12 protein-coding genes are annotated in these 18,549 nt (G+C 74.3%); 3 read left to right on the forward strand and 9 right to left on the reverse strand.

Annotated elements, in window-relative coordinates:
• Positions 1 to 30 precede the first annotated feature (30 nt).
• From FRANEAN1_RS01795 to FRANEAN1_RS01815, 5 genes are all read right to left on the reverse strand, one after another.
• The gene (locus FRANEAN1_RS01795) at positions 31 to 1,620 is read right to left on the reverse strand and encodes an FHA domain-containing protein (RefSeq protein ID WP_012157809.1); all 1,590 of its coding nucleotides are present in this window, start codon (positions 1,618 to 1,620) and stop codon (positions 31 to 33) included.
• Positions 1,621 to 1,624: 4 nt separating this feature from the next.
• On the reverse strand, positions 1,625 to 2,911 hold the full coding sequence (locus tag FRANEAN1_RS01800) for a VWA domain-containing protein (protein ID WP_012157810.1): 1,287 nt from the start codon (positions 2,909 to 2,911) through the stop codon (positions 1,625 to 1,627).
• Between the two features lie 106 nt (positions 2,912 to 3,017).
• Positions 3,018 to 4,553 carry a protein phosphatase 2C domain-containing protein gene (locus tag FRANEAN1_RS01805; RefSeq protein WP_012157811.1) on the reverse strand — a complete coding sequence of 512 codons (1,536 nt, stop codon included), beginning with the start codon at positions 4,551 to 4,553 and terminating at the stop codon, positions 3,018 to 3,020.
• Between the two features lie 123 nt (positions 4,554 to 4,676).
• Positions 4,677 to 6,011 (reverse strand): serine/threonine protein kinase, encoded by a 1,335-nt coding sequence (locus FRANEAN1_RS01810; protein WP_012157812.1) that lies wholly within the window; start codon positions 6,009 to 6,011, stop codon positions 4,677 to 4,679.
• Positions 6,008 to 7,717, reverse strand: coding sequence for a hypothetical protein (locus tag FRANEAN1_RS01815; protein WP_012157813.1), 1,710 nt, complete (start codon positions 7,715 to 7,717; stop codon positions 6,008 to 6,010). The genes FRANEAN1_RS01810 and FRANEAN1_RS01815 overlap by 4 nt, the downstream gene beginning before the upstream one ends.
• A gap of 491 nt (positions 7,718 to 8,208) precedes the next feature.
• On the opposite strand from FRANEAN1_RS01815, the gene rlmB reads away from it, so the two are divergent.
• Together rlmB and FRANEAN1_RS01825 are read left to right on the forward strand one after the other, a co-directional pair.
• Positions 8,209 to 9,369, forward strand: a complete 1,161-nt coding sequence (gene rlmB / locus FRANEAN1_RS01820) for a 23S rRNA (guanosine(2251)-2'-O)-methyltransferase RlmB (RefSeq protein WP_012157814.1) — start codon at positions 8,209 to 8,211, stop codon at positions 9,367 to 9,369.
• 96 nt (positions 9,370 to 9,465) lie between these two features.
• Positions 9,466 to 10,539 (forward strand): PHB depolymerase family esterase, encoded by a 1,074-nt coding sequence (locus tag FRANEAN1_RS01825; protein WP_012157815.1) that lies wholly within the window; start codon positions 9,466 to 9,468, stop codon positions 10,537 to 10,539.
• A 36-nt stretch (positions 10,540 to 10,575) separates the two neighbouring features.
• Here the strand turns inward: FRANEAN1_RS01825 and FRANEAN1_RS01830 are convergent, their stop codons facing one another.
• The 4 genes from FRANEAN1_RS01830 to FRANEAN1_RS01845 are packed head-to-tail and all read right to left on the reverse strand — an operon-like array spanning position 10,576 to position 16,929.
• Positions 10,576 to 11,340 carry a MerR family transcriptional regulator gene (locus FRANEAN1_RS01830; protein ID WP_012157816.1) on the reverse strand — a complete coding sequence of 255 codons (765 nt, stop codon included), beginning with the start codon at positions 11,338 to 11,340 and terminating at the stop codon, positions 10,576 to 10,578.
• A gap of 12 nt (positions 11,341 to 11,352) precedes the next feature.
• Complete coding sequence (locus tag FRANEAN1_RS01835; protein ID WP_012157817.1) at positions 11,353 to 12,147, reverse strand: ABC transporter permease; 795 nt, start codon at positions 12,145 to 12,147, stop codon at positions 11,353 to 11,355.
• Positions 12,144 to 13,100 (reverse strand): ATP-binding cassette domain-containing protein, encoded by a 957-nt coding sequence (locus tag FRANEAN1_RS01840; protein ID WP_012157818.1) that lies wholly within the window; start codon positions 13,098 to 13,100, stop codon positions 12,144 to 12,146. The genes FRANEAN1_RS01835 and FRANEAN1_RS01840 overlap by 4 nt, the downstream gene beginning before the upstream one ends.
• Positions 13,101 to 13,134: 34 nt before the next feature.
• Positions 13,135 to 16,929, reverse strand: coding sequence for an ABC transporter ATP-binding protein (locus FRANEAN1_RS01845; protein ID WP_012157819.1), 3,795 nt, complete (start codon positions 16,927 to 16,929; stop codon positions 13,135 to 13,137).
• 217 nt (positions 16,930 to 17,146) lie between these two features.
• Here FRANEAN1_RS01845 and FRANEAN1_RS01850 point away from each other — a divergent pair, with 217 nt between their 5' ends.
• Positions 17,147 to 18,475, forward strand: a complete 1,329-nt coding sequence (locus tag FRANEAN1_RS01850) for an EAL domain-containing protein (protein WP_041253607.1) — start codon at positions 17,147 to 17,149, stop codon at positions 18,473 to 18,475.
• Positions 18,476 to 18,549: the final 74 nt, after the last annotated feature.

The raw sequence follows: 18,549 nt of genomic DNA on the forward strand, positions 1-18,549 counted from the left end.
TCCAAGCCGGGCGGCCCCGCCAGGTGGGGCTTACTGCGCGCGGACGGTGATCCTCGTCCAGGCACCCACGTAGACGCGGTCGCCGTCGCGCAGGGGGATCGGACGGCCGGGCTCGATCGGGTCCGGCTCGTCGTTGAGGCGGGTTCCGTTCGTCGAGCCGGGGTCACGCACGGCGTACGTGCCGTCGGGCATCCGCTCCAGGGTCGCGTGCGCCCGGGAGATGCCCGGGTCCTCCGGTGCTCCCGAGAGGTCGATCTCGGGGTGGATGCCGCGCGACTCGCTGCGCCGGCCGATCAGCATCTGCGACTCGGTCAGGACGAAGACGCGGCGCGGGTAGAACGCGGGGAACGGCACGCGGTGGTCGTCACCGCTGTCGTAGTACTCGCGTTCCGCCTCGACGACGGCCTCCCACGTGCCGCCGGGACCGGCCTCGTCCCACTCGCGGCCACGGGAGCCGGCTCGCGGGTCGCCGCCCATCCGGGGATCGGCCGCGCGCGGGTCGCCGAGCCGGGGATCGTCGAGCCTCGGGTCGGCGCGGCGCGGGTCGGCCATCCGCGGGTCGGTGGAGTGGCGGGCCTCGGCGCCGCGCCGTGACCCGGTCTGCCGGGAGGTCACGCCCGCGTCGTCGACGGGCACCGCGCCCGCCGGAGCGGGCAGCTGGCCGGTGCTGAAGTCGAGCCCGCAGGTCTCGCAGAACCGCGCGGACGGCTCGTTCAGCGAGCGGCAGTTCGGGCAGGGGGCGGGGGCATAGCGGTCGGCGCCGCGGTCGCGGGTGCCGGCCGGGGCCGGTACCGGGGTCGCGCCGGCGGCCGACACGCCGAGCGGGTCCGCGCCGTAGCCGCCGCCGTTCGGGCCGTAGCCGTCGTCACGGTAGCCGCGCCGGTCGTCGGCCTCGGGCGCCGGCCGGCCCGGCTCGCCGGGGCCGTAGCCGCCCCGCCCGTCGGGCGCGCCGTACCCGCCGCGGTCGTCGCGGGCGCGAGGGTAGCCGGCGGGATCCGGCTCGCCACGCCCGCCGCCGAAGCCGCCGGCACCGCCGCGGTCGTCCCGCCCGTATCCGGGCGGGGTGCGGTCATCGCGACCGCCGGGGCCGCGATCGTCGCGCTCACGGCCGTAGGGGTCGAGCCCCTCCCGCGGCCGCTCACCGCGGCCGTCGGGCCGGGCCCGTTCGTCGGGCCGGCCCCGCTCGTCGGCGGGGCGCCCGTACCCGTCGCGGTTGTATGGGTCCGCCGCCGGGTACGACCGTCCGGAGCGCGGCTCCTCGGCGTATCCCTCGCGGCCGTAGCCCCCGTAGGGGTCGCCGCCGCGGCCGGCGCCACGTGGCGGATCCGCCACGCCTGGCGCGTCGGCCGGGGCGCGCCGGATGCCGAGCGGGTCATAGCCTCCCGGCGCTCCGGCGGGGCCCGAAGGCCCCGGGGGCACCGAGGGGTCCCGTTCCGGCGTCCGACGCCCGTACGGGTCCGCCGGACGCCCCGTCGGCGCGCCCGCGCTGTACGCGGCGCCGCGCCCGGCGTCGTCCTGACGGTAGCCGTATCGCTCCTGACCACCCACGATCCGCAGCCCGCACTGATCGCAGTAGTCGGGATCGTGCGACAGGTGCCCCTCCGGGCAGCGTGCGCTCACCTGATCACCTGTTCACCCGGACAGTCCTGGTTGACCTCGAGTCGAGGACCATCTCGTCCATCTTCTCGACGTTTTTCTTCAGACGAACCGTACCCGTTGTGGGATCGTCGATGTGAACCACCTTCTGTAGGAGGCGGTAGGTTGCTTCGTTGCCTGACGCGAGCGCGATCTGTACTCCCCGCCCAAGCCTCAGTGTGGCAGTGACGTCGTCTCCCTGTTGACGGGCCTCCAGCCCGTCCGCCAGGACCCTGGCCAGCTCGGCCTGACCGGTGTAATGCGCAACCTCCGTGTTGACCCGGGTGGCCAGTGCCGTGTCATCCGTCCACAGTGCGCGTACCAGCGCGGATGACGTCGGCTGGTGGTCGACGACGAGGCTTACGCGGGCCGCCAGGACCTCGGTGCCGACCTCGCGGGCCGGCAGGCGGACGCACAGGTGGTAATCCCGGGACTCGATCCCCCAGGCCCCGGTCTGGTAGTCCGTGCAGTGGTCGTCGACGACCCGGCCGGAGCCGGTGAGGTCCCGCAGGTCCGGGGTGACCTCGCGCAGGAAGTCCAGCGAGGCACCGGTGGGCGTCCACAGCCGCAGCGAGACCCGGTCGGTGGCCCGGTCGAGGGCGGTGGCCACGATCCGCTCGAACTCGGCCGCGAGGCCGGCGGGCTCGGGGACGGCGTCCACCGTCCCCAGCATGCCGGTGGCGATCGCCCGCAGCTCCTCCACCCGCCAGTCGGTGCCCACCCCTCGACAATCGCACTGGAACCGGCCCTGGCAGGCGTCGACGGCGCCGAGCAGCTCGGATTCCATCTCGCCGTTCTGCCCGTCGGTGAGCAGCAGCGCGTGGCCGATGGCGTCGGGCCGGGTCGCCAGCAGGTCGTTCGCCAGCCGCAGCCAGCGGCCCATGGCGGTGCCGCCGTGCGGCTCGAGCGCGTCCACCACGTGGCAGGCCGCCGCCCGCGTCGCCGCGGACGCCGGAACCAGCTCGGGCGAGCGCGGGTACGCCATCGCGGCGGAGCCGGTGCCGCGCACCACCGCGAACCACGCCCCGTCGGGCAGGCTGTCGAGCGCCGCCCGGACGGCGCGGCGGGCCTGGGTGACCTTCGCGGGCGGGTTCGCCATCGAGCCGGAGCAGTCGAGCAGGATGACCAGGGCCTGCTCCGGACGCCCGGTCGGCCGGCCCGCGATCGGGGGGGCGGCCGGGGCGCCCGTCGAGGTCACCGTGATCACCGCGTGTACCTGGGTCCCGCCGACCGGCAGGAACTCGTTCTGGTACACCTTCGCCGTGAACGCGCTCATCCGCCCGCCGCGGCCCGGGCGCGGCAGCGCCGCCGGGAGCCGGAGCCGGATCTGGAGCGGCCCCGCCCGCGGACACGGCGGGCGGCCTGCGGGCGCGGCGGCATCGTCAGCTCGTCACCCTCGCCGCGACCACGGTGATGTTGTCGTGCCCGCCCTGGTCGATGGCGAAGTCGATGAGGTGGCGGGAGACGTCCAGCGCGGACGCGCTCGGCTCGAGCTGGTTCACCAGCGCGGCGAGGACGTCCGGGCGCGAGGAGTAGTTCCACAGGCCGTCACTGCAGACGAGCACGGTGGCCGGGGTCTCGATCGGGAAGGCGGCGGTGTGCGGGGTGACGTCCTCGGCGTCGCCGCCGAGCCAGCGCGTCAGTGTGTGCGCGCGCCGGTGGGTCTCCGCCTCCGACGCCGGGATGAGCCCGGCCCGGGCCGCCTCGGCCGCCCAGGTGTCGTCCGCGGTGAGCCGCTCGCACCAGCGCGGGCCGAGCAGGTAGACGCGGCTGTCGCCGACCCAGCCGACGGTCACCATGCCGGGACCGTCCACCGACGGCGGCGTGATGATCGCCGCCGCGAAGGTGCAGGACGGCGCCATCCGGCCCTCCGCCGCGCTGAGCTGGGCGATCGTGGCCTGGGCGGCCTCCACGGCCCGCTGCAGGGCGATGTCGGCCTCGTCCGGGCCGAAACCACCGGAGATCCGCCGCGGAGCGGTGCGCGGCTCGTCGTACTCGGAGTACTCCTCCAGAACGTCGAGGACGTCGTTCGCCCGGCTCGCCGGCCGCTCGTCATACGGGACGGCCTCGCCGGGCCCGTGGGCGCGCACCGCGTCGGCGAGGATGGCCGTCGCGGTCGCCGCGGCGGCGGCGGACGCCTCCCCGGAGCCCGGGGTCGTCGAGACCCCGTCGCAGACCACCGCGATCAGCGTGCCGTGGACGATCGCCACGCCCATCGAGTCCTCGTTGGTGGTATGCCGCACGCCGCGGTCACACACGCCGGCGAGCGGGCCGAGGTCGATCTCGCGGTGGTCCTCGTCGCCGCCGGCCACCGGGACGCCGGTCAGGGCGAAACCGCAGGCCTCGCAGTACCGGGCGTCCTGGTAGTTGGGTGCCGCGCACACCGGGCAGCGCATCACCTCGTCGTGCGCGTCGTCGTCCGCCTCGCCCGGGACGGCGCGCTGGCCCAGGAGCATCGTGGCCGGATCGGTGTCCTCCGCGTATCCGTCCTCGTTGAATCCGCTGCCCGAATAGGTGTCGTCCGAGTACGTCTCACCCTGGTAGCCAGGTTCGGAGTACGCGGATTCGGGGTACTCGTGGTGATAGTCGCCTTCCCGGTAGTCACCCGTGCCCGCCGGGTAGCCGGCGCCGGGATAGGCGCCGTCCGGATAGGAGTTCTCCGCATAGCCGTTGTCGGCGTAGCCGCTCTCCGGGTAGGCCGACCCGGTGAACTGGTCCGGCGTGTAGCTCTCGGTAGGCTGATCATCGGCTCGGAAGTCCTCCGCCCGGTAGCTCTCGGTCGGAAGATCGTCACCTGGGTATCCGTCGGGGTGGGTGGAGTTCTCGGCGTAGCCGGCATTCGGGTGCGGCGAGTCCGGGCGTTCGGGGGGATAGCCGTGCCCGGGGTAGCCCTGCCCGTGCCGGGGGTTGAGGTCCACAGTCAGGCCACCGGCCGCTGGACCGGCCCGCCGGGGACGGCGAGTCTGGGCGGTGTGCGCGGAGCCATGTGGTGAGTGCCTCCTGCCCGTCCTGTGGGGACCGGATATATCACGTCGACCTGCTCAAATCCAAGTACGCCGAAATGAATAGTGGCATGATCCGCCAGATGCGTCGACGCCCGTGATCTCGGTGCCCCCTTCGGTGCCAGCGCTCGCCCGTGCTCCTGGGATCGGCCGGAGCTCTGTCTCCAGTACGCCCTCGCCACGGGCGCTCTCCGTAACCTCTGCCACCTCTCCCACCTTTTCCCTAGTGGGCGCTCTGTTTCTCGCCTCCGCGGCGGCTTCCACGGCCGGCGCGGCGGCGCCGTCCACCGCGATTCCGGCGAGCTCGCGGGCCATGTCGGCGGCCCTGGCGAACCGGTCCGCCGGATTGGCGGCGGTGGCACGAAGGAGGAACCGGCGCAGCGGTTCGTGCCGAGCCAGCACCTGGTCGACCTCCTGGGCGGGAAGGGTGTATCGGTAGGTTGACGCTCTGTTCGGGAAGTCGAGTACCGCGGTTGCCAACAGCCTGCCGAGAGCGTAGAGGTCGGAACCCACCGACGGGGGGCTCACCGTCAGCTCGGGGGCGTCGAAACCGGCCGTCACATGGAAGGTGCCGCCGCGCCGCCCGGGCTCACGGATCGCCTGAAGATCGATAAGTGTCACCCGGTCGCCGCCCCACACCACGTTTCCCGGTGCCAGGTCGCAGAAGACGTACCCGCGGTCGTGGACGTACTCCAGCGCGGACAGCAGCCGACGCACCCCGGCGACCGCCTCCGGAACGGGTAGCGGCGCCGGCGCCCCGCCGCGCGCCGCCCGCCGGGACCGGAGCAGATCCGCCAGGGACGGGCCGCTCACCAGCTCCATCACCGCGTAGACGACGCCGTCGTGGCGGACCTCGCCCAGCGTCTCGACGATCGCCGGATGCCGCAGCGGCGGGTCGGGCGGCAGCCGGCGGCCCGGGCGCAGGCCCAGCCGCGCGGGCGGGCGCATCCCACCGCGGCGCACGCTCTTGAGCACCACCAGCCGCCCCGGGACGCCACCGCCGGAGCCTGGGCCACCCGGGCATGCCAGGCCACTTGGGCGTGTCGGGTCGCCCGGACGTGCCGGGTCGCCCGTGCCGGTGGTCTCGGCGGCGACCGCCACGCCGCGCAGGTCGACCGCTGAGAAGACCCAACCGGCGGGCCCGGGGCCGCCTTCGGCCAGGCACTCGACGATCTCGTAGCCGCCGGCGACGTCCCCGGCGCGCAGCGGGGGCGCGAAGGAGTAGGGGGTCCGGCAGCGCGGGCAGAAGCCGCGGTCCCGGGCGGGCAGCCCGAGCCGCCCGCGGCCGATCGGCCCGGCGCAGACGGGGCAGCGCGCGGCCGGTTCACGCGTTGTGCCCTGGTCGCGCCCGCGAACCGAATGACCGCGGGTCACGTCACCGCCTCGGGACGGGTGGAGCTCCCGATCCCGGCCGGCTTCCCGCCCCCGGCGCTCCCCGCGGGCCGTCTGGCCCGGGTGCGCCGTGCCGGCCACGTGGGCTGGGTGGGATGCCTGGGCCGTGCGGAGGGCGCGGACTGAACGGGGGACGGGGACTGGCCAGGAGGCGTGGGCTGGGCGAGGCGCGCAAGCTCAGCGGGAGGCGCGGGCGGAGCGGAGGGCGTGGCCTGGATGGGCCGAGTGGTCGAGGCGGCTGGTGCCGGTCGCGGGTGCGGGTGCGGGTGCGGAGCGGTCTGCGGGGGCGGGATCGGGTGGGTGCGCGTGCCGGATCGGTCCCGCTGCGCGGGTCGCCGCGGCGGTGCCAGTCGCGCGGGTGAGACGTTCGGCGCGGGCAGGACCTCGGGCGCGGGCAAGGCGTCCGGCGCGGGCGAGCCGCCCCGGGCGGCGAGGGCGGCGCCGAAGTCGTTGACGAGGCCGGCGGCGCGCTCGACATCGGTTGGCGCCGAGTACAGCTCGCGGCGGGCGGCGCGGGCGAGCGGGAGCAGTCTCGGATCCGCGGTGAGGCCCAGCCGGGCCGCCTTGGCCTCCCAGGCGCCAAGCAGGCCGCGCAGCTCCTCCCGCCGGCGCAGCGCGGCGCCGTTCGCGCCGGCGATCCGCTGGGCGGCGAGGTGGGTCGCCTCGGCCACCTCCAGCCAGCGGGCCAGCCCCCGGCTCGACTCCTTCCAACGGCCCGCGGCCGCCTGCGCGCGCAGCCGGATGAGCCAGGGCGCCAGGCCATGCTGCTGGTCGTCCCGCCAGTTGTCCGCCAGGCGGTACAGCGGCCCCAGCCCGCGGATGCGGCGGGTAGCGAGCCCGGCGTCGCGGCGGGCGGTGTCGTCCAGCCGGGTGATCTCGGCGAGCAGCGCGCCCGCCGCGGCCAGGTCGGCGTCGAGACCGTCATGGCGTCGGGCGAGATCACCAGTCGAGCGCGTGGCCGCGGCGACCGCGGCCTCGGCACGGGCGCGCAGCCCCGGAGAGACCCCCAGGGGATCGGAGCGCGCCGCGGCGGAGAGCTCTGCCAGCAGTCGCCGGGCCGCGACCAGCCCGGCGTCACCGGGCGCGAGACCGAGCCGGGCCGCGAGCACGCTCGTCTCGGCGACGGCCCGGCCGCCGGCGGCGATCTCGGCCAGCAGTGCGTTGCGTACGCCGAGGATCAGCCGCATCCGCCCCCGCACCGCGGCGACGGCCGCGTCCACCCGGCGTGCCAGCTCGGCCGGGCGCACCTGCCCGGAACGCACCTGTTCCGGACGCACCCACTCCGGGTGGGCCTGTCCCGCACGCTCCGGCCGGTGGCGCGCCGGCACCGGGCCGATCTCCGGCGCCGGAAGGATCTTCGTCTGCGGGAGGATGTCCGGCACCGAGGGGCCGTACAGCAGCGCGGTGAGCTCCGTCAGGGTCCTCGCGTCCACCCGGGAGCGCCGGCCGCGCAGGCTCCGCGCGGCTTCGGTGACGTCGCGCAGGGCCGCGTAGGCCCGCCAGACGTCCGCCAGGACGGCGATCACGGCGAGTGCCTCGGCCCGGGTGACGCCACTCAGCGGCGCCGGGTCGAGCAGCGCACGTTCGGGGCTGTTCTCCAGGTCGAGTAGGACGCCCGCCTGGGCCGCCACGGTCTCCTCGAGCGCCCGCAGGGCGGCGTCGAGATCGTCTGTGCCGGGAGAGGGCACCGGCTCACCGCCCGCGACCGGGCCGGGAGACGCTGTTCATCCGCCCGCTGTACATGCGCCTCCTGTCCATGCGCGCGGCCACCTCCACCGGGCGGTGTGGCCCGCCCGACGGCACCGCCGGAGCGGCCGGCCCCGAGTGTGGACGGGGCCCCGCAGCCGGGGGACGTCCCTGCTACCGAGGATAGGTAGCCTGCAGCCGGCTCGCGGACCGTCTCGCTGAACTGGTGCGGTCTGTGGCCGTCGCTGTGGCCCGTTCGGTCGCCTGCTCCGTGGCCGGACTTCTCGTCTGCTCGTCGGCCGGTGCCCTGCCGTCGTCGCCTGCCGTCGTCGCCTGGCGGCGGCGCCCGCCGTGTGATGTGCCCATTACGGATACCGTTGATGGACGACCGGCGTCGCGGCGTGGCCGCCGACGGCCAGCTGACCCGGTCGGACGATCGTGGGCTCGCCGGGCGGGTTCACGACCCGACGGGCTAGTGACGAGGTGGACTGTTATGGCCGGTGGCCAGGGTCGAGGCGGCCGAGGAATCGCCCGCGGCGGTCAGGGAGGCCGGGCCGCGAAGGCCGGCTCCCACCGCAAGGGCGCGGCGGTCGGCAGCGGCGGCCAGCGCCGCAAGGCGCTGCAGGGCAAGGGCGCGACGCCGCCGGCCGAGATGCGTCCAGGCCATCCGGCGCAGCGGCGCGCGGCCGTGAGCGCCGCCGGCACGCGGGCGGCCGCGAAGCGCCCGGGCGGCCAGGCGGCCGACGAGCGCGACCGCCCCCGGGCCGAGCGGGGCACCGGCGGATCGGCCGGCGCCGTCGGTGCCGGGCGCTCAGGTGGTCACAGCGGTCACGGCGGTAACGGGGCGCATGGCGGTCACGGCGGGGCGGGGGCGCCCGGGGCGTACGGCTCGCGGCGGGTCGAGACCGACGAGCTCGTGGTCGGGCGCAACGCGGTCGTCGAGGCCCTGCGGGCCGGCGTGCCCGCCACCACCCTGTACATCGCCGGCGGCCTGGACTTCGACGAGCGGATCGCCGACGCCCGGCGCCTCGCCGGCCGGGCCGGGCTGGCCGTGGTCGACATCGGCCGGTTCGAGCTCGACCGCCTGTGCGGCACCGCGCCCCACCAGGGCCTCGCGCTGTCCGTCCCGCCGTTCGAGTACGCCCACCCCGACGACGTGCTCGCCGCCGCGCAGGCCGCGGCGCCCGGGCTGGTCGTCGCCCTCGACGGGGTCACCGATCCGCGCAACCTCGGCGCGGTCGTCCGCTCGGCGGCGGCGTTCGGCGCGAGCGGCGTCGTCGTGCCGGAGCGGCGCGCCGCCGGGGTGACGGCCGCCGCGTGGAAGACGTCCGCGGGTGCCGCCGCGCGGCTGCCGGTCGCGCGCGCGGTGAACCTCACCCGAACCCTGCGCTCGTTCGCCGAGTCGGGCCTGTTCGTCGTGGGCCTCGCGGCGGACGGCGAGGTCTCCCTGGACGAGCTGCAGGTGGCCACCGACCCGCTGGTGCTGGTGATCGGCTCGGAAGGCAAGGGCCTGTCCCGGCTCGTCGGCGAGTGCTGCGACCTGAGGGTGCGCATCCCGATGGCGGGCCAGGTCGAGTCCCTGAACGCCGGCGTCGCGACCGGCATCGCCCTCTCCGAGATCGCCCGCCGCCGCCGGGTGGCCGCCGCCGTCTGACCCGCGGATTCACACCTCTCTCAGATCTCGGCCGGCTACCGTCCGCCCAGTCGGCGGCCGGCAGCCGTGCCGGCCGGTTGGGGTCCGGGAGGTGACATGCGCGTCAGATCGTTCGCGGTTGTCGGGTTCGGCCTCGTCGCCGTGCTGCTGGCCGGCGGCTGCCAGCGCGGCGGGCCGGTGATCCCGGGCAGCCCCGCGGCCCCGTCGGCGGCGGGGGCCGCGGCGGCCGGCACCGTCGTGCGCTCCCTGACCGTGGATGGGCGTGAGCGCTCCTACCGTGCGCACGCCCCGGCAGCGGGGGGCGTCGACCTGCCGGTGATGATCGTCCTGCACGGGGGCGGAGGCAACGGGGAGCTCGCCGAGCGGCAGACCGGGTTCAGCGAGCTCGCTGACGAGGCCGGCTTCCTCGCCGTCTACCCCGACGGAACGGCCCGCGCGGGTGGTCGTCTGCTCACCTGGAACGCCGGCAACTGCTGTGGATTCGCCCGTGACAACGACATCGACGACGTGGCCTTCATCGGCGCGCTGCTCGACGACCTCGCCAAGCGGTATCCCGTCGATCTGGATCGGGTCGGTGTCACCGGGCTCTCCAACGGAGCCATGATGAGCTACCGGATCGGCTGCGAGCTCTCCTCGCGGGTCACGATCATCGCCTCGGTGGCCGGGGCCATGAACGTGGACGGCTGCCAGCCCGCGCGGCCCGTGGCCGTACTGGCCGTGCACGGCACCGCCGACGACAACGTCCCCTACGCGGGCGGGCGGTCCACGGGGCGTGGGGTCGGCACCGAGAACGACCGGGTGGACCAGTCGGTCGGCTACGCCATCCAGTTCTGGGCCGAGCACAACGCATGTGGAACAACGCCCAAGGCCGAGGGGGTCGACGGGCCCGGCGGCCCCGTCCCGGGCGGATTGGGTGGAGCTGTCGGACCCGGAGGGTCCTGGGTACCGGAGCCGTCGGCAGTCCCGGACGGCACGGTGATCCGCACGACCTACTCAGGATGCGCCCGGGGCGCCGACGTCGTCCTCTACAGCGTCGGCGGGGGCGGGCACGCCTGGCCGGGTGGAACGAAGATCCGCCCACGCGCCGACGACGCTCCGGACGCCCCCGACGCGAGCCACGTCATCTGGGAGTTCCTCGCCGCACACAGTCCTACCGCCCAGCCCTCCTAGTCCGGTTCCGCGGCGCATCACGAACGCCGCCCAGCGCTATTTCGGCTGGATCCGTTCGAACTTGGTCCAGCCGCGCCAGCCGCGCTCCTCGAGCCGTTCCAGGAGCCGACGGGCGATCGGGACCGAGTCGAGGAAGACCGAGTCGAGGAGCTGCGCGAGCTCGTCGGGCATCACCTCGTCGTGGTTCTCCCATCCTTCGGCATCGGCCTCGATGAGGGCGACGAGCCGGTCGCCTACGGCCGCCACCCGCGGGTCGTCCGCCTCCCAGCCGATCATCGCGGCGAGATCGCGGTAGAGTTCGACCGTTGCCGGGTCGTCGAGCTGCTGCTGCTTCACCTTCATGTAGAGCGGCATGTGCTCGGGGAGTTGGGCGGCCACCAGGATCCAGGAGTCCCGCTCGCCCCCGATCATCAGGTCCGGCAATCCGAGCTCACGCATCCGGTCGAGGTACGCCACCGCCTCCGGCGGCAGAGCCAGGCTGTCCCCGGCTGCCAGCTGCGCGATCCGCTCGCGGTGCCGTTGCCGCTCCCTGATCTCCGCGCGCAGGCGCTGGTCGATGTCGGCGACGGCAGTGTTGAACTCCTCCTCACCCGCGGCCAGTAGCTCGCGGACACGCGCGAGCGGCACGCCGGCGTCGGCGAGCGTACGGATCCTGATGAGCTCGACGACGGCGTGGGCGTCGTAGCGCCGGTAGCCGGAGTGGTCGCGCTCCGGCTCCGGCAGGAGACCCTTGGCGTGGTAGTGCCGCACCGCGCGCACGGTGACGCCGGCGTACGACGCCAGCTGGCTGATCGTGAGCATCGCGCCAGTCTCCTATCTCGCGGGCACGCGGAGGAAAAGCCGACGCGACCAGAGGTAGCCGAGCAGCGCGATCAGGGCGCACCAGCCGATCGCGAGCCACAGGTCGGAGTCCGTCGCCGCGCCCGTGACGAGTGCGCGGAGGGTGTCGATCATCGGGGTGAACGGCTGGTGCTCCGCGAACTGGCGCAGCCCGGCCGGCATCGCGTCGGTCGGTACGAAGGCGCTGCTGATGAACGGCAGGATCACCAGGAACAGGGGGGTGTTGCTGGCCGTCTCGACGCTGTCCGCCGCCAGGCCCATGCCGACGGTCAGCCAGGTGAGTGAGAACGCGATGAGGATCAGCAGCCCGATCGCGCCGAGCCAGCCGAGCGGACCGGCGTCGGAGCGGAACCCGAGCAGGAACGCGAACGCCGTCACGATCACCACGGCGAATCCGGTCCTGATGACAGCGCCCAGCACGTGGCCGGTGAGCACCGACACCCGGGCGATGTCCATGGTGCGGAACCGGGCGATGATCCCGGTGGTCATGTCGGTCGCGGTCGAGATCGCGGTGCCGAGCGCGACGCTGGCGACGGTCATGATCAGGATGCCTGGCGTGATGAACACGAGGTAGTCGCTGCGGTCTCCGCCGCCCTCCTGGCCTGGCAGGCCGGCGCCCAGGGTCCCGCCGAACACGTACACGAACAGCAGCAGGAACACGATCGGCTGTGCGACCAGCATGATCGACAATGAGGGATAGCGGCGGATGTGCAGCAGGTTGCGCCGCAGCATCGTCGCCGAGTCACGGACGGTGTAGGTGGTGCTCATGCGGGGATCTCCTCGGCTGCGGGCGCCTCGGTCGCATGGCCGGTGAGCGCGAGGAACACGTCGTCGAGGTCGGGGGACTCGACTGTCAGGCCGGCAACGTCGTCGTCGTCGAGGCCGTCGAGCACGCGGCGCAGCCCGGCGATGCTGCCGTCGCCCGGCACCCGAAGGGTGAGCGCCTCGGCGTCGGTGGTGGCCTCCGGATGCGCCGCCGCGGCCGCGGCCAGCCCCGCGGCGTCGGTGAACTGCACCGACACATGCCCGCCGGGCACCCGCCGCTTCAGCTCCGCCGCCGTGCCCTCGGCGACCAGCCGGCCACCGTCGAGGACCCCGATCCGGTCGGCCAGCTGGTCGGCCTCGTCGAGGTACTGCGTCGTCAGCAGCACCGTCACGCCGTCGGCGACCTGCTCGCGCACGATCGCCCACAGGTCGCGACGGCTGCGCGGGTCGAGACCGGCCGTCGGCTCGTCGAGGAAGATCAGTCGGGGCCGGGCGATGAGTGTCATCGCCAGATCCAGCCGTCGCTTCATGCCGCCCGAGTACGTCTGCGCCCGCCGGTCGGCGGCGTCGACGAGATCGAAGCGCTCCAGCATCACGGTCACGGCGGCGGTCGCGGTCACCCGGTCCAGGTGCGCCAGGTCGGCCATCAGCCGCAGGTTCTCGCGGCCGGTGAGCAGCTCGTCGATCGCGGAGAACTGCCCGGTGACACCGATCGCCGCGCGCACCCCGGCAGGCTCGCGTCGTACGTCGAAGCCGGCGACGCGGATCTCGCCGTCACCGGGGGTCAGCAGGGCGGAGAGGATGTTGACGATGGTCGTCTTGCCGGCGCCGTTGGGTCCGAGGAGCGCGTAGACGGTGCCCTCCGGGACGGTCAGGTCGACTCCGTCCAGCACGGCGTGGTCGCCGTAGGACTTGGTGAGTCCGGAAACCTCGATCGCGGGGTTGGTAGCGGTCACGCCGCCATGCTGGAGCCCTGACGCAGGGTCAAGGTCAAGTCGGTGCGGCGTCCGCCGGGAGTTCCAGGCGGTGTTCGTGCGCGTAGGCCGCCCACAGGCGGGCGTAGTGGCCGCCGGCCGCCATCAGCGCGCCGTGCGTGCCGTCCTCGACGAGACGGCCGCCGTCCAGCACCAGCACGCGGTCGGCGCGCGCGGCGGTGGTCAGCCGGTGCGCGACCACCACCGTGGTGCGCGAGCGCCCGATCTCGGCCGCGGCGCGGGCGACCGCGGCCTCGGAGGCGAGGTCGAGGGCCGCTGTGGCCTCGTCGAGCAGGAGAATGTCCGGCCCGACGAGGTGGGCGCGGGCGAGGGCGAGGAGCTGGCGCTGGCCGGCGGAGAGGTTGCGGCCCTGGTCGCGCACCCGGTAGCCGTAGCCGCCGGGCAGCCCGGCGATCATCTCCTCGGCCCCCGCGGTGCGCGCGGCGGCTCTGACCTGCTCGTCCGGTGCGTCGGGACGTCCATAGGCGATCGCGTCGCGGACCGTGCCCGCGAACAGATGGGCCTCCTGGGGCACCGGGCCCAGCCGCCGCCGGTAGTCGGCCAGCGCGTACCCGCGGACGTCGACGCCGTCGACGCGCAGGGTGCCCTCGGTGAGGTCGTAGTAGCGAGCGATGATCTTGGTGAGGGTGGACTTGCCCGAGCCCGTCCGGCCCACCAGCGCCACCGTCTGGCCGGCGGGGATGGTGACGTTCACGTCCCGCAGCGCGGCCGTGGCGGAGCCCGGGTAGGTGAAGCCGGCGCCGGTGAGGCTGATCTCGCCGCGCAGCCGCTCGACCGGCCGCGCGTGCGGGGCGTCCGCCGGCACGGGTTGGACGGCCATCAGCTCCCGGGCATGCCCCAGCGCCACCATGACCGCCTGGTACTCGTCGAACACCTCGGCGAGATCCTGGATCGGCGCGAAGAACAGCTCGATGTAGAGCAGGTAGGCGGCGAGCGCGCCGATGGTCAGCGTCCCGGCGTGTACCCGCCCGGAGCCGACGAGCAGCACCGCCACGCTCGCCGCCGTCGACAGCAACTGGATGTAGGGGAAGTAGTAGGCGAGGTACCGGACGGCGCGTAACCGCTGGTCGCGGTAGGTGGCGCTGCGGTCGCGGTAACGGTCGAGGGCGTCGGGCTCGCGGCGGAACGCCTGGACGACCCGCATCGCGGTGACGTTCTCCTGTAGCTCGGCGGTGAGCTCGGCCAGGCTCTCGCGGGCGTCGGCGTGCGCCCGCGCGGCCCGTCCGCGGAAGAACACCGTGCCGATGACGAGTGGCGGGACCAGCGCGAACACGGCCAGTGCGAGGCCGGGGTCGATGACGACCAGGGCGATCGCGATGCCCAGCGCCGTCAGAACGGAGACGGCGGATGACGCGGCGTCGCTCCGCATGAAGTCGGCGATCTGGTCGACGTCCGAGGTGAGGCGGGTCATCACCCGTCCACTGGCCTCGCGTTCGTAGAAGTCGAGGCCGAGGCGTTGCAGGTGCGCGAACAGCTTCACCCGCAGCAGGTAGCCGACCCGTGCGCCGAGACGGCCGACCACCCGGATCTGGGCGGTGTGCGCGCTCCACGAGACGGCGATGACGGCGACGCCGACCCCGGCGGTGCCGAGTACCACCGGCAGCGAGCGGGCCGTCACGCCCTCGTCGATGCCGTGCCGGATCAGGATGGGCAGCGCCAGCGTGGTGAGGCTGTCGATGACGAGCAGCAGCCAGGCGATGGTGAGCGAGGCCCACAGCAGCCGGCCGATGGCGGCGAGCCCGAAGCGGGGGTCGCGGGCGCGGACGACCTCCTGGTCCAGGTCCGGGGTGTCCAGGGCGGGCGGCAGCGCCAGCACCCGGCGCCGCAGCGCCGCCGGCAGTCCTTCCAGTTCGGGAACGGCGGCGGCCTGGATGTCCGGCACCGAGGTCTCGGTGAGTGTGGTCGCTTCCGTGGGCTCGCGGGGCCGCGGGGCCGGAAAGTCACCCGGGTCGTCCTGGTCGTCCTGGTCGTCCTGGTCGGCCGGGTCGGCCGGGACATCCGGGGTGATCAGGTCGCGGTAGGCGGCGCAGCGCGCGATCAGCTCGTCGTGGGTGCCGATGTCGATGATCCGGCCCTGCTCGACGACCCCGATCCGGTCGGCCAGGCGCAGCGTCGCCCGGCGGTGGGCGATCAGCAGTGTCGTCCGGGTCGAGGTGACCGTCCGCAGCTCCCGGTGGATCTCCGCCTCGACCTCCGCGTCGATCGCGGACGTCGCGTCGTCCAGCACGAGGACGGGAGTGTCGGCGACGATCGCCCGGGCGATCGCGACGCGCTGGCGCTGGCCCCCGGAGAGCGTCAGGCCGCGTTCGCCGACCCTGGTCCGGTAGCCCTCGGGCAGGTCGGTGGCGAACTCGTCGACCCGCGACGCGCGCGCCGCCGCGAGCACCGTCGCGGTCGGGGCGTCCCGGCGCCCGTAGGCGATGTTCTCCCACAGGCTGGTCGAGAACAGCAGGCCGTCGTCGCCGACGACGCCGATCAGCCCGCGCAGGCTCGTCAGCGTCAGATCGCGCACGTCGTGCCCGTACACCCGCACGACGCCCGCGGACGGGTCGTAGAAGCGGCTGAGCAGCGCCGCGGCGGTGGTCTTGCCGGAGCCGGAGCGGCCGACGAGCGCGACCGTCTCGCCGGGCGCCACCGCCAGCCGGAAGCGGTCCAGGACGAGCCGGCCGTCCTGATAGCCGAACGAGACGTCGTCGAACTCGACGGCCGCGGCACCCGGCACCGGCCGTGCCTGGGCGGGCCGCACCCTCGCCGGCCCGTCCGCGGGGTCCTCGGCGACGTCGAGGTCGGCCGCGTCCGGGCGCTGGACGACGGTGGGGCCGGTGTCGATGACCTCGAAGATCCGCTCGGCGCTGGCCCGGGCCTGCTGTGCCAGGGTCACCAGCGCGACCAGGTTGCGGATCGGCTGGTTGATCCTGGTCAGGTAGGTGGCGAACGCGATGAAGGTGCCGAGCGAGAGCTGGCCGTGCACGGCGAGCGCGCCGCCGAAGGCGAGCATCGCGATCTGTCCCAGCGACGGCACGGCCCGGATCGACGGCGCGAAGCGGCTGTCGATGCGCACCACGCGCAGCTGGTGGGCGAACAGCCTGGCGGCCACCGCCTCCAGCCGGTTCAGCTCGCGTTCCTCCTGCCCGAAGCCCTTGACGACCCGCACGCCGAACACCGTCGCCGCCACCACCCCGGCGACCGCCGCCTCCTGCTGCTGCGCGTACCAGGAGGCGGGGAACAGCGTCACGCGACTGGTCAGGGAGAGCGCGCCGAGCACCGGCAGGGTCACCAGCGCGACGGCGGTGAGCCGCGGGGAGAGGACCACCATCGCCCCGAGCGAGACGGCCAGCGCCACAAGGCCGCCGAGCGCCGTGGGGGTGCGGGTGAGCAGGTTCTGGACCCGGGTCAGATCCGAGGTGTTGCGGCCGATCACCTGGCCGATCTCCAGGGAGTCCTGGCCGGCGCCGTCCAGGCGGGTGAGCGAGGTGAACATCGCCGTCCGCAGGTCGTGCGTGACCTCCTGCGTCATGCGGGCTCCGCAGCGCCGGCGCACCATGAGGAGGAGGTAGGCGGCGATCCCGGCCAGCAGCATCAGCCCGGCCCAGGGCAGCATCGGCCGGGACCGCGCGATGATCACATCATCGATGATCACCCTGGGTAGCAGCGGGGTGAGCGCGCTGATGGTCATCCCGGTCACCGCACAGACCCAGGTGGTGATCAGCGCCGCGCGGTGCCGCCAGCACTGACGCGTCAGCCGGCGGAGCCAGCCGGCCTTCCCGCCCGTGACCGCGTCGCGGGACACCGGGCCGCGGGAAACGGTACGGGGTGACGGAAGTCCGGCGATGGCGCAAAAGCCTACCGCCGCGGACGTCCACACGGGCCGGGCTGGACGCCTGGGACACACCCGTGGAGGTGGACTGGTGAGTGTTTTCGCTAGCGGGGCTGGGTCGCAGGACCCACGTGACGGCCGTGACGGCCGTGACCGTCGGCGTGGCCGGGACCGTCGCGTCGGCGGACGGGTGCGCGAGCGTACCGACGAGGTGGCCCGGGTGTTGGACCTGGCCCGCCGCCACCTCGGGACGGACGTCGCCTGGCTGTCGCGGTTCACCGGGGACGAACAGGTCATCGACCTGATCTCCGGGGAGGGTGAGCTGGTCGAGCGCCTGGTCGGCAGGCAGGTCGAGCAGGAGGCGACCTACTGCGCCCGGGTGCTGGACGGGCGGCTGCCCGCCGTCATCCCCGACGCTCGGGCGGATCAGCGCACCGCCGCCCTGGCCGTCACCCGCGAGCTGGGCATCGGCTCGTACGTGGGCGCGCCTGTGTACCTCGACAGCGGCGAGGTCTACGGCATGCTGTGCGCGCTGAGCACCGAGCCGGACCCGGGCCTGGGCGACCGCGAGGCCCGCTTCCTGGGCCTGCTCGCCGACGTCGTGGCGGACGCGGTGTCCGCCCTGCACCGCGGCGGGGCGGACGACGACCACATCCGGAGCGTGATCGCGCAGGTCATCGCCCGCGGCGGGCCGGTGATGGTCTTCCAGCCGGTGTTCGACCTGCCGACGCACGGCCTCGTGGGCGCCGAGGCGCTGGCCCGCTTCCCCACCTTCCCCGCGCCGTCGGGGGAGCCGGCCGGGGACCTCGGTGAGGAGACCGGTGACCAGGCTGGTGGGGCGGCCGGTGAGGAGGCCGACGACCGCACCGCCGCCGGCCCGTACTTCGGTGATCTTCCGCCGGACCGCTGGTTCGCGCACGCCGCGTCGGTCGGGATGGGAATCGATCTGGAGCTGGCGGCGATCCGGGCCGCGGTCGCGGAGCTGCCCAGGTTCCCGCGCGGGCTGTCGCTCGCGGTGAACGCGTCCCCGGCGACCATCGCGTCCGGCCGCCTCGGGGAGCTGCTCGCGGCCACGGCGACCGACCAGCTGATCGTCGAGATCACCGAACGGGACGGCATCCACGACCTGCCCAGCACGCTCGCCCGCCTCTACGAGCTGCGGGAGATGGGGGTACGGATCGCGGTGGACAACGTCGGCGTCGCCTACGCGAGCCTGCGCCGGCTGGTGCAGATCCTGCCGGACGTCGTGAAGATGAACCTCTGGCTGACCACGGACATCGGTGCCGACGCGGCGCGGCGCGCGCTCGTCGAGGCGCTCGTGCACTTCTCCCGGCAGATCGGGGCGTGTCTCGTGGCGGAGGGCATCCAGAGGGCGAACGAGCTGCGCGTGCTGACCGCCGCCGGTGTGGACCAGGGGCAGGGCGAGTTCCTGGGCCCGCCGGGGCCGCTGCCGCTGCCCGTGCACGGCCGGTGCGTCCCGGCGAGTCACGGGCCGCTGGTGTCCGCGCGCGCGTCCTGAATCCGGCCCCGGCGTAAATACAGTGTGGTCTTCCGCGGTGGCCCGGAGCCTTTTTCGGCGGAGATCGTTGCCCG

Source organism: Parafrankia sp. EAN1pec (assembly GCF_000018005.1).
Classification (GTDB): Bacteria; Actinomycetota; Actinomycetes; order Frankiales; family Frankiaceae; genus Parafrankia; species Parafrankia soli.

Excerpts from the sequence above, each read along its gene's own strand:
- rlmB (WP_012157814.1), top strand. The coding sequence starts at position 8,209 with ATGGCCGGTGGCCAGGGTCGAGGCGGCCGAGGAATCGCCCGCGGCGGT.
- FRANEAN1_RS01825 (WP_012157815.1), top strand. The coding sequence starts at position 9,466 with ATGCGCGTCAGATCGTTCGCGGTTGTCGGGTTCGGCCTCGTCGCCGTG.
- FRANEAN1_RS01800 (WP_012157810.1), bottom strand. The coding sequence starts at position 2,911 with ATGAGCGCGTTCACGGCGAAGGTGTACCAGAACGAGTTCCTGCCGGTC.
- FRANEAN1_RS01830 (WP_012157816.1), bottom strand. The coding sequence starts at position 11,340 with ATGCTCACGATCAGCCAGCTGGCGTCGTACGCCGGCGTCACCGTGCGC.
- FRANEAN1_RS01835 (WP_012157817.1), bottom strand. The coding sequence starts at position 12,147 with ATGAGCACCACCTACACCGTCCGTGACTCGGCGACGATGCTGCGGCGC.